This window comes from Sinorhizobium sp. 22678 (assembly GCF_052044265.1).
In the GTDB taxonomy this organism is placed as follows: Bacteria; Pseudomonadota; Alphaproteobacteria; order Rhizobiales; family Rhizobiaceae; genus Sinorhizobium; species Sinorhizobium meliloti_A.
Genome location: NZ_JBQEMS010000007.1, coordinates 247,763 through 271,738, shown reverse-complemented (window position 1 = coordinate 271,738; position 23,976 = coordinate 247,763). Strand labels below are relative to the sequence as shown.

Below are 23,976 nucleotides of genomic sequence, written 5' to 3'. Positions count from 1 at the left end.
CTAGGGGAGCACCTCCTGCTGGCAAGATCACCGGCGTATGAACTCGCGAGTTGCAGTCCATACGGCAAATCGTGGCGGCGGTTGGCGCGAGCGTTGGAAGGCGTGGCGGCTGCGGTGCAATGTCGCGACTTCCGGGTCAGGCGCGCTCAGGCATTGCCCGCCGTTGTCTCGAAGTCGAATAGCTTTTGAGTCACGAGCGCCGCTGCACCCCGCGCCCAGGAATCGTCCTCCCAATCTAGTAGAACAGGCGGTGCTTGACGGAATGCAAAGCGTTCAAGGGTCGCTCGCAAGGGTCCGAAGAGCGCGTCTCCGTAGGCGACTGCTTCGCCGCCGACCACGATTACCTCCGGGTCGATCACGTTCATCAGACCGGCGAGGTGCCGGCCCAAAGTTTCACCCGCTTCGCGCATGACCGAATGAGCGGCCTTGTCGCCGGCGGCAATCGCGGCGACCATTTCGGCCCGTCCGTCCGTCTCCGGTCGGCCGCTGCGTTCGTGCCAGGTTTGAAGCATTGCCGGCTCTGAGAAGTAAGACATAAGGCAGCCGCGCTTGCCGCATTCGCAGGGTCTGCCGCCCTCCACATGTGGGAAATGGCCGAACTTGCCGGCCGCGCCGTGCGCGCCGCGATAAAGCTTACCATCCAGCACCAAAGAACAGGCTACCCCCACCCCAATCGCAAGAACACCCATGGTCTTGTAATGCCGTCCGAGGCCGAAAAGCTGCTGGGCGATCGCATAGGCATTGGTGTCGTCTTCCAGCCAGACGGGTACCCCGATTCGGCGCGCCACGAGATCACCCAGTGGTACATTGTCCCAACCGTACCGGTTGCTCCGAATACAGACCGCCCGCTGATTGTCGATGACCCCGGGCATGGCGATGCCAATCCCGGCGAGCCGGGTGGCCGGCCGGTTGGCGAGTGCAATCAGCTTCGGCACCGCTCCCGCGAGGGCATCGGCAATCGTATCGGGATCATGCGCCGGCAGCGGCAGCCGCAGGGAAGCGAGCGGTGTCGTCTCTAGATCAGTGACGACGCACTCGACGCTGCCTGCCATCAGCTTGAAGCCTAGCGCCACACCGCCGGCATAGTCGATGGCGACCGGGATCGGACGCCGCCCCTGTGCGCCGGCAACGGATTGACCTTCGATGAGCAACCCCTCCTCGATGAGGTCGCCCACCACAAAGGTAACGGCCGCGGGACTAAGGCCCGTGGTGGCGGCTATTTCGGCACGGCTCTTGGGGCCCTCGCGTCGGAGCAGGTTGAGGATAAGCCGGCGGTTCATCGCACGCGTCGTGCTTTGGTCACCCTTCGTCTTCACGTCTGTCCTTATTTTATTTTGTAAATTAATATTGCCTCGTCTCCGCGACTATGCATAACTGAGCGCGCCGATCAAGCGGGTCAACCCTGATCCGCGACCGGCTGAAATGCAGAAATCCCGCAGCGAAAGCAGGCGACGCAATGCGTTGCCGGCACGGGGATCCTTTTGCCGGCAGCCAGCCCTGGGAGGAGACGGGGCGAAGCGCCTTAATCGAGCCATTCCAGGGAGGATTATCGAGTGACTTTCAATTGGATTGAGCGCAGCCTGTCCCGACGTACGTTCCTCAAGGGCACCGCCGGAGTTTCTACCGCCTTGAGCGGGTTTCCAATTCCCGCTCTCGCCCAATCGAGCGAGGTGACGATCATCTCCGCCGAGAGCAACGCCAATACGGCAGAGGTCCTGCGGCGCATTGCTGCGGATTTCGAAGAGGCGGCCGGCACCAAGGTCGTCGTCAACAATATGGACCACGAGGCCCATAAGACGGCGATCCGCAATTATCTCGTCGCCGGTGCGCCGGACGTCTGCTTCTGGTTTTCGGGCAACCGCATGCGCGCCTTCGTGACACGCGGCCTGTTCGACGACATCTCCGACCTCTTCCAAAAGGAGAAATATGCCGATGTGCTGGGCGCTACCGCCGGCTCGGTGACGGTCGAGGGCAAGCAGTACGGCCTGCCGACAGGCGGCACCCTCTGGGGCATGTTCTACCGCAAGGACGTCTTCGACGAGCACGGGCTGAAGGTCCCCGCTTCCTGGGAAGATTTCCTTGCGTTCGGCGAGAAGTGCAAAAGTGCGAGCCTGACGCCGGTCGCCATGGGAACGAAGGACCTCTGGCCGGCGGCCGGATGGTTCGACCAGATGAACCTCCGTATCAATGGTCTCGACAAACACTTCGCACTGATGAACGGGGAGATGGCCTATACGGATGAGACGCTGAAGCCGGTCTTTAAACATTGGGAAGAATTGATAAAGCAGGGCTTCTTCACGCCGGATCATACCTCCTTCGGGTGGCAGGAGGCAGGCGCCTTCCTCGCTCAGAAGCGGGCCGGAATAATGAACCTCGGTGCGTTTGTCCGGGCGGCTTTCCCCGAACAAGACTTGCCGCAACTCACCTTCGCTCCCTTCCCGGTGATCGACGATGGCCTCGGCCGGTATGAGGAATTCTCGCTGAACTCCGTGCACATTCCGACAAACGCCAAAAACAAGTCGGGTGCGCGCGAATTCCTGACCCATTTCTACAAGCCGGAGAATCTGGCCGCCTATCTGGAGCCGGGCGGCAATGTTCCGCCGCGCAACGACCTACCGCCAAGCAAGGATCCGCTCGTCAACGCCGCCGTAGAGAGTCTCAAGGCAGTTGCCGGCACGTCGCAATTTTACGATCGGGACACAGATCCTGACATGGCTCAGGCTGGTCTTGTCGGCTTCCAGGAGTTCATGGCCCGACCGGAGCGCCGGGACGCCATCCTGCAGCGGCTGGAGGGAACTCGCCGGCGGATCTTCAAGCTCTGAGACCTTCCTCAATAACCTCGGGGCTGGGCTGCTGCGGTCCCGCCCTTCCCTTACCCACACAGGGACTTCCACGCATGACGAGCCTTTGGCGCCGCCACCGCTGGTGGCTGACCCCGACACTCCTGATCCTGCCTGGCGCGATCCTCTTCGCCGTGGTTGTCCTGGCATCCTCCATCCAAAGCTTGTGGATCAGCTTGCACGACTGGGACGGCTTCGGTCCCATGGTCTGGATCGGCCTGGGTAACTACCGCGAGTTGATGGACGATCCACAATTCTACGTCTCGCTCAAGAACAACGTCATCTGGCTCGTCATGTTCATGCTCGCGCCGCCGATAGGGCTCGCGATCGCGCTGCTGGTCAACCAGAAGATAAAGGGTATGCGCCTCATCAAATCGATGTTCTTCATACCGCTGGTGCTCGCCTCGGTCGCCGTCGGCGTGGTCTTTACCTGGGTCTACACGCCTGAGTTCGGGCTACTGGCGCTCATCTTCCGCGCATTCGGGGCGAACGCTCCGGCGCTGCTGTCGGACGAACACTTCGTCACTTTTGCCATCGTCGTCGCCGCCCTCTGGTCGCAGATCGCCTTTTGCATGGTTCTCTACCTCGCCGGGCTCAACAACCTGAGCGAGGAGCTGATCGGTGCCGGCCGCGTCGACGGCGCGCGCGGGTGGAACATGTTGCGCCACATCGTGCTGCCGCAATTGACGCAAGTCACCTTCATCGCAATCGCCGTGACGGTGGTGGGTGCGCTGCGCTCTTTCGACATGATCTCGGTCATGACGCGGGGCGGCCCCTTCGGCTCGTCGTCCGTGCTGGCCTACCAGATGTTCGAACAGTCGATCTTTTCCTACCGCTTCGGCTATGGCGCGGCGATCGCCTCGGTGCTCTTCGTGATCATGGCTGTCTTCATCGTCTGGTATCTCACGCGCATTATCCGCGCGGAAGAAAGGGGCGCCTGATGTATCCCCGTCCCATACCCGAAACTGCGCATGCGAGCCGCAGGCTCTACATGACGCTCGTCGGAGCGATCCTCATCATCTGGCTTGCGCCGCTCTTCGCCGTGATCCTAACCTCGTTCCGCTCGATGGCGGACGTGATGAGCGGCAATCTCTGGGGCTGGCCGACGGAAATCGCCGTCGTCGAGAACTACACGGCCGTCTTCACGCAGACTCCGATGGCGCGCTATTTCCTCAACAGCCTCGTCATCACCATTCCCTCGGTGATCGGCGTGCTGATCCTTTCGACGCTGGCGGGCTTCGTGCTGGCGCGGTACCGCTTCCCGGGCAATATGCTGATCTTCGCGCTCTTCGTCGGCGGCAATTTCCTGCCGCACCAGATCATGATGATCCCGGTGCGCGATCTCATGGTGAGGCTGAACCTCTATGACACAACCACGGCGCTTATCATCTTTCACGTCGCCTTCCAGACCGGCTTCGCGACGCTCTTCATGCGCAACTTCATCGCCGCGTTGCCCGACGAACTGTTCCAGGCCGCGCGTGCCGAGGGTGCGACACCCTTCCAGACCCTGAACCATGTCGTCGTACCCCTCGTCCGGCCGGCGCTGGCGGCGCTCGCCATCCTGCTCTTCACCTTCATCTGGAACGACTACTTCTGGGCGGTGGTCTTGACGGTGAGCGACAATGTCAAGCCGGTGACGGCAGGACTTGCGAACCTGCGCGGCGAATGGGTCTCCGCCTGGAACCTGATCTCGGCCGGCACGATCATCGTCGCCGTGCCGCCGGTCGTCATGTTCTTCCTCATGCAAAAACACTTCATCTCAGGACTTACCATGGGAGCGGTGAAGGGATGACTGCAGCTTCCTCGCCGATCTTTGCCAAGTCCAGGAACCGTAGCGAGCGGAACACCATGAAAAGCCTTGAACTTCACCGGATCGAGAAGAGCTACGGCGCCTACCACGCCCTTCGCGGAATAGACCTTTCCGTCGAGGACGGCGAGTTCATCGTCATGGTCGGACCGTCCGGCTGCGGCAAGTCCACCCTCCTGAAGACGATCGCCGGGCTCGAGACGATCTCCTCGGGGCGGATCCTGATCAGCGGGCGGGATGTGACGAAGGAAGAACCGGGCGATCGCGGCATCGCCATGGTCTTTCAATCCTACGCGCTCTATCCCCACATGACGGTCGCAGAGAATATGGGCTTCGGGCTTCGCATGGCCAAGCGTCCGAAGGAGGAAATTGACGCCGCCGTCGCACGCGCAGCGAAGATCCTCCGGATCACGGACCAGCTCGACAAACGGCCAAAGCAGCTCTCCGGCGGCCAGCGCCAACGCGTCGCGATCGGACGCGCAATCACGCGCTCGCCGGACGTCTTCCTGTTCGACGAACCGCTGTCGAACCTCGATGCGGCGTTGCGGACGCAGATGCGCGTGGAGCTTTCGAGCCTCCATGCTGAACTCGGCGCGACCATGATCTACGTCACGCACGACCAGGTCGAGGCGATGACGATGGCGAGCCGCATCGTCGTGCTGAATCGCGGTGCGATCGAACAGGTCGGTTCGCCGCTCGAACTCTATCGCAACCCCGGCAACCTCTTTGTCGCGGGGTTTCTGGGCGCGCCGCGCATGAATTTCTTCGACGTGACGATCGACGAGGTTTCCGGGGCGATGGCCGGGATCTCGGCGCCCGGTCTTGCACCCCTGGCCGTATCGCTCGCCGAGGGTACAGTACTGAAATCGGGCGACAGGGCCACGCTCGGTATCCGGCCCGAGAACATCCGCCTCGCCGCTGGCGATGCCACCCGGGCGGCGATCTCCGGCAAGGTACGCCTCGTCGAGCATCTCGGCCGCGAAACGATCCTCTATGTCGACGCCGGCGCCCTGCAATGCGTCAGTTCGGAGAGCGGCACGGGCAACATCACGGTGCAGATCGGCCAGGTGACGCCGATAGCCGCCGATAGCCTGGTATCGCTCTCGATCGATCCGCACGACGCCTATCTCTTCGCCGGCGACGGCGAGCGGACCGTGACGGTCCGCAAGGCCATCCATTCAAACCAAACCAAAGTAGGCACGATATGAACGAACTGACCAGGATCCGCTGGGGCATTCTCGGCCCCGGCAACATCGCGAAGGACTTCTTCGCCGGCGCGCTGCAATCCGCCAACGGAAAGGTCGTCGCAATCGGCGCCCGCAATCCGGCAAAGCCCGGCCTTGCGGACGATTTTCCGGGCACGCGCATCGTCGCCGGTTACGATGCACTGCTCGACGACCCGGAAATCGATGCGGTCTACATCGCGACGGTCCATCCGCTTCACGCGGAATACGCAATCAAGGCCGCCGAAAAGGGCAAGCACGTGCTCTGCGAGAAGCCGATGGGTCTGTCGGCGGCGGAAGCGGACGCCATGTTCGAGGCTGCCCGCAAGGCGGGCACCTTCATGGCCGAAGCCTACATGTACCGGCTTCACCCGCTGACCGCCAAGATCGTCCAGCTCGTGAAAAGCGGGATGGTCGGCGAGGTGCGCAAGATCCAGTCGAGTTTCGGTTTTGCAAAGCTGCCCTTCGATGAGGGGCATCGGCTCTTTTCCAATGAAATGGCGGGCGGCGGCATACTGGACGTGGGCGGCTACACCACCTCCATGGCGCGCCTCATCGCGGGCATCGGCACATCGTCGGGCGTGATGGAGCCGACCGAGGTGACCGCCCTCGGCCATCTTGGTCGGACGGGCGTCGACGAGTGGACCTCTGCCCTCCTGTCCTTCCCGAACGGCATCATCGCCGAGCTTTCCTGCTCGGTCTCTCTCGTACAGGAAAACGTGCTGCGGATCCTCGGCACGAATGGCCGCATCGAGGTCGGTCACTTCTGGTTCGCCGGCGGTAAGCGGGGAGGCACCAACATCATCCGCGTAATCCACGCCGACGGCCGCCAGGAGGAAGTCCCGGTCGCCGAGCCACGCCATCTCTACAGCTTCGAGGTCGAGGCCGCCGGCGACGCGATCCGCGCAGGTCGCACGGAATTTGCCTATCCGGGCATGAGCCGGGCCGACACACTCGGGAATCTGCGTGTCATGGACAAGTGGCGTGCGGCGATCGGCCTGGAATACGAAGGCGAGAAACACACCGTGCGGACCCGAACGGTGCGCGGCGACAAGCTTTCCCGCAAGACCAGCCATGTGCGGAGCGGCCGCATCGACGGCCTGCAGAAGGAGATATCGCTTGCTGCGCTCGGCCTCATGGAGTTTTCGACCTTCTCATCCGCTGCCATGGTACTCGACGCCTTTTTCGAGGCGGGCGGCAACCTGGTCGATACTGCGTTTCTCTACGGCAATGGCCTGCAGGACCGGCTCGTCGGCGAGTGGATGCGCAGCCGCGGTGTGCGCCAGGAAACGGTCGTCATCGCCAAGGGTGCGCACAGTCCGCTCTGCTATCCGGACGTGATCGGCAAGCAACTGACAACCAGTCTCGAGCGCATGGGCACCGATTATGTCGACATCTATTTCATGCACCGCGACAGTCCGGACATCCCCGTGGGCGAGTTCGTCGACGCCATGGACGCGGAGGTGAAGGCCGAACGGATCCGAGGTCCCTTCGGCGGCTCGAACTGGACGCGCGAACGCTTCGATGAGGCAATCGCCTATGCCGAGCGTACCGGCAAGACGAAACCGAGCGTGCTTTCCAACAATTTCTCACTGGCCGAGATGGTCGAGCCGGTCTGGGCCGGCTGCATTTCGTCTTCGGACGACGCCTGGATGCACTGGCTGGAGGAGAAAGGCGTCACCAATCTCGCTTGGTCGAGCCAGGCGCGCGGCTTCTTCACCGACCGCGCGGGCCGCGGCAAGCGGGACGATTCGGAACTTGCCCGCTCCTGGTATTCCGAAAGCAACTTCGCTCGGCGGGACCGGGCGATCGCACTCGGGCGCAAGCTCGGCAAGGACCCGATTCAAATAGCGCTCGCCTATGTTCTGGCGCAGAAGGGCCGTGTCATCCCGCTGATCGGCCCGCGCTCGCTTTCCGAGCTCAACCACAGCCTCGACGCTTTCTCAATTGCGCTTTCCCCAGGTGACGTCCGGTGGCTGCGAGATGGCGACCCGGGCCAGTCGAGCGCTGCCTGAAGGTCCGCTCGCACTAAAAGCTGCCTTGTATCGGTTCAAGAGCTTGATACGCTCGTTGCAATATTCTAGCGCGTTTCACTGTTCATTGGACCAGTGAAACGCTCTAACACTCTGAAACTGCGCATTTCCGCACGGGAAGCCGGTACGCACTTTCTCCTGGTAGTACTCATGCAAATCGAGCCGAGCCATGCGAGCGGACAGACAACAGATTGACGAGGCACTGGCAGCGACAGAAACCATCCGCAGCATCCTTCGAGACGCGCTCCTTGCGGTTTATCTGCATGGATCGGCAGTTTCGGGTGGCTTGCGACCGCAGAGTGACGTCGACCTCCTCGCGATCGTCGACTGCCCCATGGCTGACGAACAGCGTCGCGTTCTTCTGGCGGCTTTGCTGCGAATGTCCGGCCGCCATCCCCGTCTGGTCGGGGCGCCCCGCTGCATCGAACTGATGGTGTTTCTGCGGGCAGATATCGCCGCACCGAATTTTCCTGCTCGGGCTGAATTCATCTATGGCGAATGGCTGCGGGACACCTTTGAATGCGGAGGTCTCCCCCTACCTGTGTCCGACCCGGAAAACACGCTTGTGCTGGCCCGGGCGCGACAAGAGGCCGTTCCACTGTTCGGCCCCGATGCAAAGGAGCTTCTGCCCCGCTTCCGCCGGAACAAATTCGCCGCGCAATGCGCGATGCACTCCCCTCATTGGGCGACAGTTTACAGGGGGACGAGCGGAACGTGTTGCTAACCCTTGCGCGCATGTGGCGTACATCGGCCACCGGTGACTTCATCACCAAGGATGCTGCAGCGACATGGGCAGCAAGCCAGATGCCGGACGAGGAAGCTGATATGCTGATCTACGCGCGTGAGGCCTATCTGGGCAAGGTCAAGGACGACTGGCAAGATCGGCAGACTGCTTCCGAGCGGACGGCAGCATTTCTGCGCCAGCGGGTCTCGGAACTCCTATGACGCTTTGGGGCGGAAGCTGCCAGGAAGCCTCTTCCGCTTAGCAGCGGCAGGAACGCACCATCGTGCTGTATTTGAATCGGCCGCGAGGATTATCTCGCGCATGGGGTGTCGGAATCGCGTTCAGCCGGTCGTCTTCAAGACGGACAAGCGATGGAGAGCAGCATGACTATTACCATTACCGCCTTTGAGCGGTCGCCCGATGCCGGCCAGGGTATGGCGCGTGACATGCGCGTTCGCTGGGCGCTCGAAGAAGTGGGCAAGCCTTACGACGTTCGTCTTCTTTCGTTCAAGGCGATGAAGGAACCCGCGCATCTCGCGCTTCATCCATTCGGGCAGATTCCGACCTATGAAGAAGGCGATCTCGCTTTATTCGAGTCGGGGGCGATCGTGTTCCATATCGCTGAGCGCCATGCGGGCCTGCTGCCGGACGATGCGAATGCCCGCGCGCGCGCGATCACATGGATGTTTGCCGCGCTCAACACGGTGGAGCCGCCGATCGTTGATCGCGAGGTCGCCGAGTACCTCGAAGGCGACGAGACCTGGTACGAGCAGCGCCTGCCCTTCATAGACGAACGCATCCGAACGCGGCTGGGCGAACTTTCCCGCCGACTTGGCAACGCCGACTGGCTCGACGGCGCTTTCAGCGCCGGTGACCTCCTAATGGTGACGGTGCTGCGCAGATTGGAAGGATCGGTCATCCTTGACGAATATCCGAACCTCTCCGCCTATGTCGCCCGCGGCAAAGTGCGGCCCGCATACAAGCGTGCTTTCGACGCTCAACTGGCGGTTTTCACCGCCGCATCGACCGGCTGACAAAGGTCCGCGCCGGCCAATTGATTACAAGCGGCAATGTCCGAGCGGTCAGTGATCGTCCGGCTCTTGCATTGGGTGCGGAGGTACTGCTTGGCATGAAGTGCGCCGCCACACGTCGTCATAGCCTGGATCTGCGCAGGCGATACATCGTGCCATCTTTGAAACCGGAACGTCCCCACTTTCCAACGGCCTCTCGGGCTTGTATGTTCCCTCTCCGTTCTAGAGGCCGCGGCCGGACATCAAAGACATCATCGAGGTAAAGTGAATGGCGACGGCGGCCCATCTTGAGAAACTGAACGAGAGGCAGCGCTGCGCAGTCGAATATGGCATCGGAGCAAAAGAAGGCGCCCAAGCGGGCCCGCTGTTGATCATTGCGGGCGCGGGCTCCGGAAAGACCAACACCTTGGCCCATCGCGTTGCACACCTGATCGTCAACGGGGCCGATCCGCGCCGCATTCTCCTGATGACCTTCTCGCGAAGGGCCGCGGCTGAGATGTCGCGCCGCGTCGAGCGTATCTGCGCACAGGTGCTCGGCCCCAATTCCGGAATGATGAAGGACGCCCTGTCATGGGCGGGCACCTTTCACGGTATCGGCGCACGGCTGCTGAGAATCTATGCCGAACAGATCGGACTGAATGCGGAGTTCACTATTCACGACCGCGAGGACAGCGCCGATTTGATGAACCTGATGCGGCACGAGCTCGGCTTCTCGAAGATGGAAAGCCGATTTCCGACCAAGGGCACGTGTCTGGCGATCTATTCGCGGGCCGTGAATGCGGAAATGCCGCTGACTGAAGTGCTCCGCACTTGGTACCCGTGGGTGTCCGGCTGGGAACAGCAGTTGAAGGAGCTGTTTGCCGGCTACGTCGAGGCCAAGCAGGCGCAGAACGTCCTCGACTACGACGACCTGCTTCTCTATTGGGCGCAGATGGTTAGCGAGCCCTCCGTGGCCGACGAAATCGGCAAACGGTTCGACTATGTCCTCGTCGACGAATATCAGGATACCAACAAACTCCAGTCTTCGGTGCTGTTGGCTCTGAAGCCCGGCGGGCGCGGCCTGACGGTCGTCGGCGACGACGCGCAGTCGATCTACTCGTTCCGGGCGGCGACTGTCCGCAACATCCTCGACTTTCCGAAGCAATTCTCGCCGGCGGCCGAGATCGTCACGCTCGACCGCAACTACCGTTCGACCCAGCCGATCCTCGCTGCCGCCAACGGGGTTATCGATCTGGCGCGGGAACGGTTCACCAAAAACCTCTGGACGGATCGCGAGTCGGCTGAACGTCCTAAGCTGCTGACAGTGAAAGACGAGGCCGATCAGGCGAACTGCATCGTCGAGCAGGTGCTTGCCAATCGTGAATCCGGGATGCTTCTGAAACAGCAGGCCGTACTGTTCCGCACCTCGAGCCACAGCGGCCCCCTCGAGGTGGAACTGACCCGCCACAACATTCCCTTCGTAAAGTTCGGAGGCCTGAAGTTCCTCGACAGCGCTCACGTGAAGGACATGCTGGCTGTGCTGCGCTTTGCACAGAACCCCCGTGACCGCGTCGCAGGCTTCCGGCTCCTGCAGATGCTGCCGGGCATCGGCCCGCAGACCGCGGGCAAGATCCTGGATACGATCGCAGCCGACCCCGAGCCATTGATGGCGCTTGGCGAAATCCCAGCTCCGCCGAAGAGCGGCTCGGACTGGCTGTCCCTCGTCGAACTCCTGCATGCCCTGCGCAAACCCGCATGGCCGACGGAAATCGAGATGGCGCGGATATGGTACGAACCGCATCTCGAACGAATACACGAGGATGCCGAAACGCGCCGGGCCGACCTCGTGCAACTCGAGCAGATCGCCGCAGGCTATCAGAGCCGCGAGCGCTTCCTCACCGAGCTGACGCTCGATCCGCCGGACGCGACGAGCGACCAGGCCGGCGTACCGCTGCTCGACGAGGACTATCTTATCCTGTCGACCATCCATTCGGCCAAGGGGCAGGAATGGCGCTCCGTCTTCATGCTCAACGTCGTCGACGGCTGCATTCCGTCAGACCTGGCCACTGGTACGAGCCATGAGCTGGAGGAGGAGCGGCGGCTTCTCTATGTCGGCATGACGCGCGCTAAGGACAGTTTGACGCTGATGGTGCCGCAACGCTTCTTCACCGGCGGTCAGCACGCGCAGGGTGACCGCCATGTCTACGCGAGCCGCACACGCTTTATTCCCGCGACATTGCTTCAGTTCTTCGAGAGTGCAACCTGGCCCGTCGCCAGCCCCAATACCTCCGAGCGTAGCGCAAAGCAGATCCGTATCGATGTCGCAGCCCGCATGCGCACCATGTGGCGGTAGAGTTCAGCAATGCGTGATCGTCATCGCACTGGCTGTCCTCTTGGCGGCGCTTCGCAGGGGTTCCTATTGGAGAAAAAGGGAAGTGCTCGACGGACCGCGCCGAATTCCCGAGACGCATTATCCTGTACTCCCGCGGTCGTCCACACCGTCAGCCTCGGCAACCGCACATTGGGACGGGCCGAACAGACCGAAACTCCCAATCCGGACGATGTCCTGCTATGGTGGTTGTACCAGCATCGCCGAGTCGAGTTGGTGCGTTTGAGGTAAGCGCCGATCATACTGCGGCAAGCACAGGGCGAGGTTGATAGTGCCAGGGATTGTGTTGGTCTGTCTGCTTTCCGCCGCACTCATCATCGTGACAAGCGCCACTCATTTTGAAATCATGACCGGCGTAGCGATCCTGCGTCGACGCAAGGTGCTTTCCAAACGAGCTGAAATGGTCGTTTTTCTTGGGTCAGCCTTTATGGCTCACCTCTTCGGCGTCGGCCTTTACGCTCTGGCCTTTGCGTGGATGCATTATCATCCCGAGTTCGGTTCACTCGAAGGACTGGCAGGCTCAAACGCCACAGACTTCTTCTATTTCTCGCTGACCTGCTACAGTACAATGGGCTTCGGCGATGTCTACGCAACAGGCGACATGCGAATTCTCGCCGGTCTGGAAGGGTTGAACGGGCTCGTTCTGATTGCCTGGTCGGCGTCGTTTACTTTCATTGCTGTGGAACGCATCTGGCGCGACGACTGGAGGTAACGGCCGGGGCTCAACCCCGGACGTCAAGTAGATCAGGAAGTGCGACTTCAGGCTGCAGAAAATTCACGTGCCGGGAATTGGTGATGTGGTCAGTTGCACAACCTCCTCAATCCTCGTCGCCGACGAAGCGATAACCGACGCCGGGTTCGGTGCGGACGATCTTCGGATTGCCGGGATCGCGTTCGATCTTGCCACGCAGCTGACCGATGAAGACTCTGAGATAATGCAGGTCCTCCCCGTGGGCGGCGCCCCAGACGGAGGTAAGCAGCGTCCTGTGGGTGACCACGCGGCCGGCGTGATGTGCGAGCATCACGAGGAGGTCGTATTCCTTCGGCGTCAGTCGGAGCGCCGCGCCGCCACGCGTCACGACGCGTTTGACCATGTCGATCGAAAGACCGTCCGCCGAAAGCTGCGCCTGGCCCCCTGCCATCTGGATGCGATGGCGCAGCGCCGCGCGGATCCGGGCCGTCAGCTCGCCGATTCCGAAGGGCTTCTCTATGTAGTCGTCGGCGCCGAGATCGAGGGCAGCGATCTTCTCGCTTTCACGGTCACGCGCCGAAAGGATGATGATAGGGACTTTCGACCAGGCGCGCATATTGGCCACGACGTCCTTGCCGTCCATGTCGGGAAGGCCGAGATCCAGGATCACGACGTCCGGCGCCACCGTGGCAGCCGCCTTCAGCGCCTGTGCGCCGTTTACCGCCTCTATCACCTCGTAGCCGGCGGCTGCGAGCGCGGGGCGCAGGAAGCGCTGGATCTGGGGCTCGTCGTCCACGACGAGGATACGCTCGGCCGTCATCCGCGCTCCTTCTCCACTGTTTCAGCGGCCGGGAACCGCATGGAAATGCGCGTACCGCGGCGCTTCATCGCCGGGCTCTCCGCCTTTATCCGCCCATCCATCGCCTCGACGAAGCCCTTGCTGATGGAAAGGCCGAGACCGGTGCCAAGCGAACGGCCGTCCGGCTTTCCCTTGCGGAAGAATTTGTCGAAGACATGGTCGAGGTCGGCCGGGGCGATGCCTTTACCGAGGTCGGTTACCGAGAGCACGATCTCATCTTCTTCCCGCCGCCCATAGACGCTGACCGGCTCGTCACCGCCAAACCTGTTGGCGTTGTCGAGCAGGTTGAAGATCACTTGACCAAGCAATACGCTATCGCCGCGGATCAACGGCAAGTCCGGAGCGATGCTGGTTTCGAAGACGCGGCCGGGGAAGTACTTCCGCGCACGCTCCACAGCCGAATGGACGACATCGGCGACATCGACCCAATCGCGCTTGGCGTTTACCGTTCCGGCTTCAATGCGGGTCATGTCGAGCAGGTTGGCAACGAAGCGCGTGAGTCTGCCGCTCTCCTCCTCGATCGACTTGAGGAGATCGTGCCGGCTCTCCTCCGGCATCCGCTCGCCGAGTTGCCGCAGACTTGTCACAGCTCCGGTGATCGTTGCGAGCGGCGTTCTGAGATCGTGGGATATGGACGAAAGCAGCGCGGCGAGGAACTTCTCGCCCTCAAGTTGCGCAGCCTGGTCGAGGATCTCGCGCGAGAGGCGCGCTCTGTCGACGGCGATCGCGGTCTGATCGAGGATCGCGGCAAGCGCTCGCTCCTCGTTTATTTCCAGCGGCGTGTCTTCCTGCAGGAAACCGAAGACGCCGACGACCCCATGCGGACTCATGAGCGGCCTGAACTGGAAGGGACTGTTCGGCAGCGTGCCGGTACCGTTGCCGGCAGCCTCCTTCTTCTCGAAAGCCCAGCGGGCCGCCATCGTGTCGGTAATACCGAGCTCCGTATCCGGCGGCCAGGCGGCCATCAAGCGGACATCTCCGTCCTCCGGCAACAGCAGCGCCGCGTTGCGCCGAAGGGTCGCCTGGATTTGCGTGACGGCTGCCCACAGCACATCCTCGGCATTGGCCGTACCGGACAGCTTGCGCGAAAAATCGTAAAGCGCCTGAGTGGCGGCGGCCCGCCGCCGCGCTGTCTTCGCCTGCTCGCCAACGCGGGAGGCGAGCCCCCCGGCAAGCATCGCCGCCGCGAGGAACACGAAGAGGGCAAAGACTTCGTGCGGTTCGGCAACCGTAAAAGTGCCGACCGGTTCGATGAAGCAGAAATTGTAGGCGAGAACCGAAATGAGCGCGGCCGCGATCGCAGCGACATAGCCCGCGTAGGTCGCCGAGACGAGCACAGCCAGAAGAAAGAGAAGCGAGATATTCTGCAGGACGACGAACTGCTCGATCAGCAGGCCAAGTGCTGTCGCGGCTGCAGCCGTAGCAGCGGCGATGGCAACCCCCCGGCCCCACCCTTCCGGAAGCATGCTTCTGCGTCTGGCCGCCGGTTTTACGGCGGGTGCGCTCCCGTCAGTGACGAGGTGGATGGCGATACCGGCCGCCTGCGCGGCAAGCGCATCCGGCAAGGAGCGGCGGAAGAGGCGTAGCGGGAAGCGGTGGCGGCGCGTGCCGATGACGATTTGCGTCGCATGTTCCCGCCTTGCGAGCTTCAGAATTTCTTCCACGAAGTCGTTGCCGATGATACGGCGCGTCTCGGCGCCCAGTTGCTCGGCGAGCCGGAAAGTCTCGTCGAGCTGTCGCATCGCCCCGCTGCTCTCCGCCTCCCCGTCCGCACGCTCGACCGAAACGACGAGCCAGTCGGCATTCAGGCCCGAAGCGAGCCGGCTTGCCGTCCTCACCACCTTTTCGGATAAAGGGTCGGGACCGATGCAGACGAGAAGCCGTTCGGCGGCCCCCCAGGGACCCTCGATCGCGTTCTGCCTGAGATAGTCGACCATCTGGTCGTCGACCCGGTCGGCCGTCCGGCGAAGCGCGAGTTCGCGCAGCGCCGTCAGATTGCCCAGGCGGAAGAAGCGATCGGTGGCGCGCTTGGCACTGTCGGGCAGATAGACCTTGCCCTCCTTCAACCGCTCGATCAGTTCGGCCGGCGGCAGGTCCACCAGCAGGACATCGTCAGCGCGATTGAGAACGGTGTCGGGGACGCGCTCGCGCACCGGCACGCCGGCAATCTGCGCAACCACGTCCGAGAGGCTTTCCAGGTGCTGGATGTTGAGTGCCGTCCACACGTCTATGCCGGCATCGACCAGTTCCTCTATATCCTGGTAGCGCTTGGGGTGGCGGCTTTCGCCGAAATTGGTATGGGCGAGCTCGTCGACCAGGATGACGCGCGGGCGGCGCGCCAACGCCGCGTCCAGGTCGAAGTCGTAGAGCGTCCGTCCGTTGTGGAGCACCTGACGACGCGGCAGGACTTCGAGGCCCTCGAGCAGGGCCGCGGTCTCGCCGCGTCCATGCGTTTCGACGAGCCCGATGACGATATCGCCGCCTTCTTCCTTGAGGCGCCGCGCACGCGTCAGCATCGCATAGGTCTTGCCGACACCAGGTGCGGCACCAAGAAAGACGGTTAGTTTGCCTCTCCTGCCCTGTTCGGCGAGCGCCAGCAGGGCGTCCGGATCGGGGCGGCTCTTCAGGTCGCGGTCATTGTCGGGCATGCAACGTCTCGAGCTCGATCAGGTCCTCGGCGCGTCCAAGGCAAGGTTCAGTTCTAGCACATTGACGCGCGGCTCGCCTACGATCCCGAACAGACGGCCCTGCGTTGCCCTGTCGACGAGCGCGCCCACTTCCGCTTCCGGAAGTCCGCGTGCTTTCGCAACCCGAGCGATTTGAACCCTTGCGTATTCGGGCGAGATATGCGGGTCGAGACCCGATCCGGAAGCCATGCCGGCATCGGCGGGGATCTCACCCCCAATGCCCGCGGCGCGAAGCCTCTCGATATCGACCCTGACGCGCTCCTTCAGCTTGTCGGAAGTCGTCCCGAGATTGGAACCGCTCGAAGCGCCGGCATTGTAGGGCTCCGGGCCGGTCGCCGAGGGACGCGGCCAGAAATATCTCTCCGAGGCGAAATTCTGGCCGATGAGTTGCGATCCGACGAGGACACCGTCCTTGCGGACGAGGCTGCCATTCGCCTCTGCCGGCATCAGTGCTTGCGCCACGCCGGTGATCAGCAGCGGATAGCCGAGCCCGGTAATGAGGGTAAGTGCGAAGGTCAGGACGAGTGCGGGACGGAGTTGGTTGAGCATGATCACACCAGGTTGAGGTTCGAGACGGCAAGGTCGATCAGTTTGATCCCGGCGAAGGGCAGGACCAGGCCGCCGAGGCCGTAGACGAGGAGATTGCGGCGAAGCAGGGCTGCCGCGCCGACGGGACGGTAGCTCACGCCTTTCAACGCCAGCGGAATGAGCGCCACGATGATCAGCGCGTTGAAGATGACGGCCGACAGGATAGCCGACTGTGGTGACGCCAGACCCATGACGTTCAGCACGCCGAGCGCCGGATAGGTGGTGACGAAGAGCGCCGGGATGATGGCGAAGTATTTCGCCACGTCGTTGGCGATCGAGAAGGTCGTCAGAGACCCGCGCGTCATCAGCAACTGCTTGCCGATCTCGACGATCTCGATCAGCTTGGTCGGGCTCGAATCGAGGTCCACCATGTTTGCCGCTTCGCGGGCGGCTTGCGTGCCGGTCTGCATGGCGACGCCCACATCCGCCTGGGCAAGCGCCGGCGCATCATTGGTGCCGTCGCCGCACATGGCGATCAGCCGGCCGCCCTTCTGTTCCTTGCGGATATAAGCGAGCTTGTCTTCCGGCGTCGCTTCGGCGAGGAAATCGTCGACGCCGGCCTCCGAGGCGATTGCCGCGGCAGTGATCGGATTGTCACCGGTCACCATGACCGTGCGGATGCCCATGGCCCGCAATTCGGAGAAGCGCTCCTTGATCCCGGGCTTGACGATGTCCTTCAGGTGGACCACGCCGAGCAGCCGGTTGCCGTTGGCGACGGCGAGCGGCGTGCCGCCGGTCCGGGCGACCTTGTCGACCGCCTGCCGGAATTCCTGGGGTATCTCGCTGTCGGACAGGCCGGCAAATCTCAGGACCGAGTCGACCGCGCCCTTGCGCAGCCGGCGGCCGCCATGGTCGACGCCGGACAACCGGGTTTCCGCGGCAAAGGGCACGACCGCATCAATCCCGGCCTCGGGTGCCCGGCGCCCGAACGCGCCGGTGGCGAGCGCCACGATGGAGCGGCCTTCCGGTGTCTCGTCGGCAAGGCTTGCGAGGAGCGCCGCATCGGCGAGTTCCTCCACGGTTATGCCCGGAACGGGCAGGAAATCGCTTGCCATGCGGTTGCCGAAGGTGATCGTCCCGGTCTTGTCGAGGAGCAGCGTGTCCACGTCCCCCGCAGCCTCGACGGCGCGGCCGGAGGTGGCGATGACGTTGAAGCGTACCAGCCGGTCCATGCCGGCGATGCCGATCGCCGAAAGCAGTCCGCCGATGGTCGTCGGGATCAGCGTGACAAGGAGGGCGGAAAGCACGGTCACCGAAAGCACCGTCGCCGAATAGCTGGCAAGGCCCGAGAGCGTCACCACGGCGATCAGGAAGATCAGCGTCAAACCGGAAAGCAGGATCGACAGTGCGACCTCGTTCGGCGTCTTCTGCCGTTGCGCCCCCTCGATGAGGGCGATCATGCGGTCGACGAAGGTGGACCCTGGGGCGGTCGTGATGCGGACTGTCACCCAGTCCGAAAGCACCTCGGTACCGCCGGTGACGGCGGAGCGATCGCCGCCCGCTTCGCGGATCACCGGCGCCGATTCGCCCGTTATAGCGCTCTCGTTGACCGAGGCGACCCCTTCGACGACCTCGCCGTCGCCCGGGATCAATTCGCCGGCCGCTACGAGGACGAGATCGCCGACCTTCAGCATGGTCGCAGGTATTTCCTTGGTCTCCCGGCCCTCGGGTGCGACGAGCTTGCGGGCACTCAACTCCGATTTGGTACGGCGGAGGAAGTCGGCCTGCGCCTTGCCACGCCCCTCGGCAACGGCTTCGGCGAAGGTGGCGAAGAGCACGGTAAACCATAGCCAGGCGGCAATCTGGCCCGAGAAGAGCGGACTGCCGCCGGTTGCAACATCGAGAACGAAGAAGAGGGTCACCAATGCCGCCACGGCTTCGGTGACGAAGATCACCGGATTGCGGACGAGCTGGCGCGGATCAAGCTTGACGAAAGCGGCCTTCGCTGCCGGGAGGAGTATCGTCGGGTCGAAAAGGTTCGGGGTCATGGGTTTGTTTGACATGCCTGGTTCCTTCAGAAGGTCTGGCCGGAGAGCATGGCGAAATGCTCGACGATGGGACCGAGCGCGAGGGCCGGCAAGAACTGCAGCCCGCCGAGAATGAAGATGATGCCGATAAGGAGACCGACGAAAAGCGGCGTATCGGTCGGGAACGTACCCTTGGATGCCGAGGCGCGCGTCTTGGCGGCGAGCGAGCCGGCAATGGCAAGCACCGGCACGGCATAGGCGAAGCGGCCGAGCAGCATCGCAAAGCCGAGCGTCGTATTGTACCAGGGCGTGTTGCCCGAAAGTCCGCCGAAGGCCGAGCCGTTGTTGCCGCTGGCCGACGTATAGGCATAGAGGATTTCGGAGAGCCCGTGCGGTCCGGCCGTGCCGATGCGGGCGACGGCCGAGGGCAAGACCGCCGAAATCGCTGTGAAGCCGAGAATCGAAAGCGGCAGGATGAGCACGGCGAGCATCGCGTATTTCATCTCGCGCGCTTCGATCTTCTTGCCGAGCAGTTCCGGAGTGCGGCCGACCATAAGACCGGCGACGAAAACCGCGAGGATCGCGAAGACGATCATGCCGTATAGGCCCGAGCCGACGCCGCCGGGCAGGACCTCGCCGAGCTGCATGAGGAACATCGGAACGAGACCTCCGAGGCCGGTGAACGAGCCGTGCATGCCGTTGACGCCGCCATTCGAAAGGCCGGTCGTAACCGTTGCGTAAAGCGCAGTCATCGCCTGGCCGAAGCGGACTTCCTTGCCTTCCATGTTGCCGAGAGCCGGGTCGAGGCCGAGCTGCGACAGGATCGGATTTCCCTGCGCTTCGGCCCAATAGACGATCCCGACCCCGATGATCAGAAATGCATAGGTGACGGCGATGAAGGCCCAGCCCTGCCGGCGATTGCCGACGAGTTGCCCGAATGTGTAGAGCAGCGCCGCCGAAACCGACAGCATCGCGAAGATATTGATATAATTGGAATGCGCAGTCGGATTTTCGAACGGATGTGCGGCATTCACGTTGAAGAAGCCGCCCCCGTTGGTGCCGAGCTGCTTGATCGCTTCCTGGCTGGCAACCGGGCCCAGAGCGATTGTCTGCTTCACCCCCTCGAGGGTCGTGGCCTCTACCGAGGCGCGGAAAGTCTGCGGCAGGCCCATTGCCACGAAGGCGACCGCCACCAGCACGGCGAGCGGCAGCAGGACGTACAGTGTCGAACGGATGAGATCGACCCAGAAGTTACCGATCGTCGGTATGGCTGAGCGGGCGAAGGAGCGAGTAACGGCAAGCGCGATCGAAATGCCGGTCGCGGCCGAGACGAAGTTCTGCACGGTCAGCCCCATCACCTGGCTGAAGTGACTGAGTGTCGTCTCGCCGCCGTAATTCTGCCAGTTGGTGTTGGTGACGAAACTGACGGCGGTGTTGAAGGCGAGGTCCGGCGGCACGTTGCCGAAGCCCTGCGGGTTCAAGGGCAACCATGTCTGAAGTCTCAGGATCGCATAGAGCAGCGCAAAGCCTGCGATGCTGAAGGCGAGCATGGAGAACGTGTAGGCGAGCCAGCCCTGCTCCCGTGTCGGATCGATGCCGGCGGCACCATGAAGACCACGCTCCACCGGTCCGAGAATTGGCGAAAAGACATTGCGTTCGCCGGAAAGAACCGCAGCCATGTAAAGCCCCAGCGGCTTCACGACGATAAGGACGGCGAGAAAAAGGAGGCTGATCTGCAGCCATCCGATGACAGACATGAGAAGTCTCCGTGGGTGAAGGAGCGCTCGGGCAACTCCAGCAAAAGTGCGCAGCGGTTTTCCGTCCGGATTTGCGGCAAAATGAAAGGCTGGAGCGTTTCAGCGAATCGGTGAAAAGCGGAAACGCTCTAGAAACGCTCCGGCCGGACAAGCGTCACGATCAAATAGGCTGCGAGCGCGACGCCGACGACGAGCCCGATCAAAGCCTCTACCATCGGATCCTCCTAAAGCCGGCTCAGGGCGCGCGCATAAAGCGCTAGCGCGGCAAGGCCGCCAACGCCGGCGGCAAGGAAAAGAAAATCGGACATGGACATTCTCCAGATTGATCCAAGATCCGGATGATGCGCCCGCGCCGCGTCAATTATCGATTGGGATGGTTTGGCAGCCGTATAAAGAAAAGATAAGGAGTTCGGGCCGAGCGTGATCATGACCTTCGACGCTGCGCCGGAAGCGTCGGCTATCGCGACCGCCTTATATGCTCGATCAAAGCTCGCATCTTTGGTGCCATGTTGCGGCGCTGAGGGAAATAAAGAAAGAAACCGGGAAACGGCGGCAGGAAATCCTGCAGCAGCGGAACAAGTTCACCGGTTTCCACGAACGGGCGGAAGGTTTCTTCCGTTGCGAAGGTGATCCCGGCCCCGCACAGTGCCGAGCGGAGCATGAAGCGCAGGTCATTGGTGGTGATCTGGGGCTCGACCGCCACATCGAAGGGAACACCATTCTCCTCGAATTCCCACCTGTAGGGCGCGACATTCGGCGCTCGCCGCCAGCCTATGCAGCGATGATGGACGAGCTCACGCGGGTGCGCCGGCGTGCCGTGGACTGCGAGATAGGCGGGGGCAGCAACGGCTAGCTCGCGCTGATCGCCCGTCAGCGGCACCGCGATCATGTCCTGCTCGATCACCTCGCCAAGCCTGACGCCCGCGTCGAACCCGGCGGCCACGATGTCGGACTCCTCGTCCGTGACGGTGATGTCTATCGTCACCTTCGGATGGGTCTGAGCAAAGGAAGCAATGAGCGGACCGGAAAGGAATTGCTCGGCGATCGAGGTGACGGCGAGCCGCAAAAGACCGCGGGGCTCATCCTCACCCGCCACCCGATCGAGCGCCGCCCCAATATCCGACAAGGGCTGCGACAGAGCCTCGCGCAGACGCTCCCCCGCTCCGGTCAGGCGAACTGAACGCGTCGTGCGGGTGACGAGCGTCGTACCAAAGGCATCTTCGAGCCGCCGAATTCCCTGGCTGACAGCCGAGCGGGTCACACCGAGGCGATCCGCGGCAGCGCGGAAGTTGTCCTCCTCCGCGACGGCCAGGAAGAGCGGCAGAAGGTTCATGTCTATTTTCATTGTAGAGCAGTGCTAACCATTGAGTTCAGTGATGGATGGATACCGGCGACAGTCATTGAAGTCCATCTTCTCCGTGCAAATCAAAGGACGGAGCACAACATGGACAAGGTCATTCTTATCACTGGCGCCTCCAGCGGCATCGGCGAGGGCATTGCTCGGGAGCTTGGCGCCGCGGGTGCGAAAATATTGCTCGGTGCACGCCGCCAGGCCCGTATCGAGGCCGTCGCCGCGGAGATTCGAGACGCAGGAGGAACCGCCCAGGCGCAGGTACTGGACGTGACCGACCGTCACTCCGTGGCAGCCTTTGCGCAGGCCGCGGTCTACAGATGGGGACGCATCGACGTTCTGGTGAACAATGCCGGCGTCATGCCGCTCTCGCCGCTTGCCGCCGTCAAGCTGGACGACTGGGAGTGCATGATCAACGTGAACATAAAGGGCGTGCTTTGGGGCATCGCGGCCGTATTGCCGATCATGGAGGCACAGCGCAGCGGGCAGATCATCAATATCGGCTCTATCGGAGCGCTGTCGGTCGTACCCACAGCCGCGGTCTATTGCGCAACGAAGTTCGCAGTCCGCGCGATATCGGACGGGCTGCGCCAGGAGAGTACCAATGTCCGCGTCACCTGCGTCAATCCCGGCGTCGTCGAGAGCGAACTTGCTGCAACCATCACCCACAAGGAGACCGTGGCGGCAATGGACGCCTATCGCGCGATCGCGCTTCAGCCCGCCGACATAGCCCGTGCGGTTCGGCAGGTGATCGAGGCTCCGCAGAGCGTGGACACCACCGAGATCACGATCAGGCCGACCGCATCGAGCAATTGACCCGGCGCGAACCGTTCCCGGGACGCTTTCCCGCGTCCCCCTGACGAAAGGAATATTCCATGATCTTTTCCTTATTGACAGATCGTCTCACCGGCGGCGGCCGCAAGCTGCTGATCGCTCCGACCTTGATGACCGCCGCACTCCTGAGCCAATCCGTAAAAGCCGAGGAAGCCGAAATGCAGACCAATCACCCCTATGTCGGCCTGTGGGTCACAGAAGACAGTTACATCCGCCACGAGCTCCTGCCGAACGGTCGCTATGTCGAGGCCCGCGGTACGCGTGAACGGGCCTATGAGGGACGCTACCAAGTGACGGGCACGCATATCGATTATTGGGACGATACCGGCTTTACAGCGGATGGAGATTTTATCGACGGCGTTCTGCATCACGGCGGCATGATCTTCTATCGCGGGAGCAGAACGGGGAAACCATGAGCACTCAGGATGTTGAGGGTTCAGGCGTATCCTACCCAGCCCCTGAAGGTCATCGCCGCATAGAACAGGCGAACATCCGAGAAGCCCGCCTTGCGAAGCACCGCCTCGTCCTCCTCCGGCGAGAGAACCGATAACTTCGTTGCGATCGCCTGCCTTGCACTTTCAGCATCGCCGGAGGCTGTTCCGCCGAACGCGACGTGACGGGCGATCCAGGTCGAGCGCTCAGGTTCAGATTGCGGGAAACTGATATGCGCGACGACGAACGGAGCGCCTGGCACCAGACGGCGGCGAATCTGTTCGAGTGTGTCGAGGCGTTGCGGGCGATCAACAAAGTGGAGCGTGAGCAGGCAGACGGCCGCGTCGAACGGCCCCTCCGGTGCGTCGTCTATGTAGCCCTGCTGCAGATGGACACGCGGCAAATGGGGCCCCACCGTCTGTTCTGCGACGCGAAGCATGTCCGCCGAAGGGTCGATGCCGCAAAAACGCCAACCTGAATTGTCGTCGGCGAGGGCTTTGAGCTCCATGCCGCCGCCGGCGCCGAGCACCAGAACCCGCGCTTGCACCGGTGCACGTTCCGCGACCAACATCGATGTCATGCGATGTAGAGCGGCCAGCCCCGGTACTTTTCTCAACGTCCCTTCGACGTAGGAACTAGCGTGCGCGGCGGTAAAAGCTGGACTATCGACGCTCGGAGACTTCATCGTGCGGTTCTCCCAAATCATGTAACAATCTCTGTTACATGATTTGTCTTTCGTCAAGTCACCTCTGCCTGTGAAGGCGCCTGGTTCAGTACCGCCATT

The 23,976-nt window shown here is 62.4% G+C and carries 19 protein-coding genes and 1 pseudogene; 11 read left to right on the top strand and 9 right to left on the bottom strand.

Features of this window, described 5'->3' with window-relative positions; translation table 11 throughout:
• Positions 1 to 146 precede the first annotated feature (146 nt).
• Positions 147 to 1,316, bottom strand: coding sequence for an ROK family transcriptional regulator (locus ACTJKL_RS13535; RefSeq protein WP_275598595.1), 1,170 nt, complete (start codon positions 1,314 to 1,316; stop codon positions 147 to 149).
• 237 nt (positions 1,317 to 1,553) lie between these two features.
• On the opposite strand from ACTJKL_RS13535, the gene ACTJKL_RS13530 reads away from it, so the two are divergent.
• The 9 genes and pseudogenes from ACTJKL_RS13530 to ACTJKL_RS13490 all read left to right on the top strand — a co-directional run bounded on the left by ACTJKL_RS13530 (position 1,554) and on the right by ACTJKL_RS13490 (position 12,738).
• Positions 1,554 to 2,822: an ABC transporter substrate-binding protein gene (locus tag ACTJKL_RS13530; RefSeq protein WP_440853075.1), complete on the top strand. Its 1,269-nt coding sequence runs from the start codon at positions 1,554 to 1,556 to the stop codon at positions 2,820 to 2,822.
• A 74-nt stretch (positions 2,823 to 2,896) separates the two neighbouring features.
• Positions 2,897 to 3,781 carry a carbohydrate ABC transporter permease gene (locus tag ACTJKL_RS13525; protein WP_275598596.1) on the top strand — a complete coding sequence of 295 codons (885 nt, stop codon included), beginning with the start codon at positions 2,897 to 2,899 and terminating at the stop codon, positions 3,779 to 3,781.
• Positions 3,781 to 4,632 (top strand): carbohydrate ABC transporter permease, encoded by an 852-nt coding sequence (locus ACTJKL_RS13520; RefSeq protein ID WP_275598597.1) that lies wholly within the window; start codon positions 3,781 to 3,783, stop codon positions 4,630 to 4,632. The genes ACTJKL_RS13525 and ACTJKL_RS13520 overlap by 1 nt, the downstream gene beginning before the upstream one ends.
• Before the next feature lie 56 nt (positions 4,633 to 4,688).
• Entirely contained in the window at positions 4,689 to 5,855 is a 1,167-nt protein-coding gene (locus ACTJKL_RS13515; RefSeq protein WP_275598598.1) for an ABC transporter ATP-binding protein, read from the top strand.
• Positions 5,852 to 7,885, top strand: a complete 2,034-nt coding sequence (locus tag ACTJKL_RS13510; RefSeq protein ID WP_275598599.1) for an aldo/keto reductase — start codon at positions 5,852 to 5,854, stop codon at positions 7,883 to 7,885. Before ACTJKL_RS13515 ends, ACTJKL_RS13510 begins: the two co-directional genes overlap by 4 nt.
• A 187-nt stretch (positions 7,886 to 8,072) precedes the next feature.
• A pseudogene (locus ACTJKL_RS13505) lies at positions 8,073 to 8,848 on the top strand (aminoglycoside adenylyltransferase family protein).
• A 162-nt stretch (positions 8,849 to 9,010) separates the two neighbouring features.
• The gene (locus ACTJKL_RS13500; protein WP_275598600.1) at positions 9,011 to 9,661 is read left to right on the top strand and encodes a glutathione S-transferase family protein; all 651 of its coding nucleotides are present in this window, start codon (positions 9,011 to 9,013) and stop codon (positions 9,659 to 9,661) included.
• A gap of 265 nt (positions 9,662 to 9,926) precedes the next feature.
• Positions 9,927 to 11,990 (top strand): ATP-dependent helicase, encoded by a 2,064-nt coding sequence (locus tag ACTJKL_RS13495; RefSeq protein WP_275600248.1) that lies wholly within the window; start codon positions 9,927 to 9,929, stop codon positions 11,988 to 11,990.
• A 307-nt stretch (positions 11,991 to 12,297) separates the two neighbouring features.
• The gene (locus tag ACTJKL_RS13490) at positions 12,298 to 12,738 is read left to right on the top strand and encodes a potassium channel family protein (protein WP_440853074.1); all 441 of its coding nucleotides are present in this window, start codon (positions 12,298 to 12,300) and stop codon (positions 12,736 to 12,738) included.
• A 106-nt stretch (positions 12,739 to 12,844) separates the two neighbouring features.
• On the opposite strand, the gene ACTJKL_RS13485 is transcribed toward ACTJKL_RS13490, so the two are convergent.
• The 7 genes from ACTJKL_RS13485 to ACTJKL_RS13455 form a co-directional block, all read right to left on the bottom strand.
• Positions 12,845 to 13,537, bottom strand: coding sequence for a response regulator (locus tag ACTJKL_RS13485; RefSeq protein WP_100674111.1), 693 nt, complete (start codon positions 13,535 to 13,537; stop codon positions 12,845 to 12,847).
• On the bottom strand, positions 13,534 to 16,224 hold the full coding sequence (locus ACTJKL_RS13480) for a DUF4118 domain-containing protein (protein WP_440853073.1): 2,691 nt from the start codon (positions 16,222 to 16,224) through the stop codon (positions 13,534 to 13,536). Before ACTJKL_RS13480 ends, ACTJKL_RS13485 begins: the two co-directional genes overlap by 4 nt.
• Before the next feature lie 18 nt (positions 16,225 to 16,242).
• Positions 16,243 to 16,812 (bottom strand): potassium-transporting ATPase subunit KdpC, encoded by a 570-nt coding sequence (gene kdpC, locus ACTJKL_RS13475; RefSeq protein ID WP_275598602.1) that lies wholly within the window; start codon positions 16,810 to 16,812, stop codon positions 16,243 to 16,245.
• Between the two features lie 2 nt (positions 16,813 to 16,814).
• Entirely contained in the window at positions 16,815 to 18,854 is a 2,040-nt protein-coding gene (gene kdpB, locus ACTJKL_RS13470) for a potassium-transporting ATPase subunit KdpB (RefSeq protein ID WP_275598603.1), read from the bottom strand.
• Between the two features lie 11 nt (positions 18,855 to 18,865).
• A complete protein-coding gene (gene kdpA, locus ACTJKL_RS13465; protein WP_440853072.1) occupies positions 18,866 to 20,575 on the bottom strand; it encodes a potassium-transporting ATPase subunit KdpA in 1,710 nt (569 codons plus the stop codon).
• Positions 20,576 to 20,703: 128 nt separating this feature from the next.
• Entirely contained in the window at positions 20,704 to 20,790 is an 87-nt protein-coding gene (kdpF, locus tag ACTJKL_RS13460; RefSeq protein ID WP_275600300.1) for a K(+)-transporting ATPase subunit F, read from the bottom strand.
• 242 nt (positions 20,791 to 21,032) lie between these two features.
• On the bottom strand, positions 21,033 to 21,920 hold the full coding sequence (locus ACTJKL_RS13455; RefSeq protein WP_275598605.1) for a LysR family transcriptional regulator: 888 nt from the start codon (positions 21,918 to 21,920) through the stop codon (positions 21,033 to 21,035).
• A 99-nt stretch (positions 21,921 to 22,019) separates the two neighbouring features.
• Here ACTJKL_RS13455 and ACTJKL_RS13450 point away from each other — a divergent pair, with 99 nt between their 5' ends.
• Positions 22,020 to 22,742: an SDR family oxidoreductase gene (locus tag ACTJKL_RS13450; protein WP_440853071.1), complete on the top strand. Its 723-nt coding sequence runs from the start codon at positions 22,020 to 22,022 to the stop codon at positions 22,740 to 22,742.
• A 128-nt stretch (positions 22,743 to 22,870) separates the two neighbouring features.
• Positions 22,871 to 23,176 carry an Atu4866 domain-containing protein gene (locus ACTJKL_RS13445; protein ID WP_033047496.1) on the top strand — a complete coding sequence of 102 codons (306 nt, stop codon included), beginning with the start codon at positions 22,871 to 22,873 and terminating at the stop codon, positions 23,174 to 23,176.
• A gap of 20 nt (positions 23,177 to 23,196) precedes the next feature.
• On the opposite strand, the gene ACTJKL_RS13440 is transcribed toward ACTJKL_RS13445, so the two are convergent.
• The gene (locus ACTJKL_RS13440; RefSeq protein ID WP_375341886.1) at positions 23,197 to 23,898 is read right to left on the bottom strand and encodes a class I SAM-dependent methyltransferase; all 702 of its coding nucleotides are present in this window, start codon (positions 23,896 to 23,898) and stop codon (positions 23,197 to 23,199) included.
• Between the last annotated feature and the right edge of the window lie 78 nt (positions 23,899 to 23,976).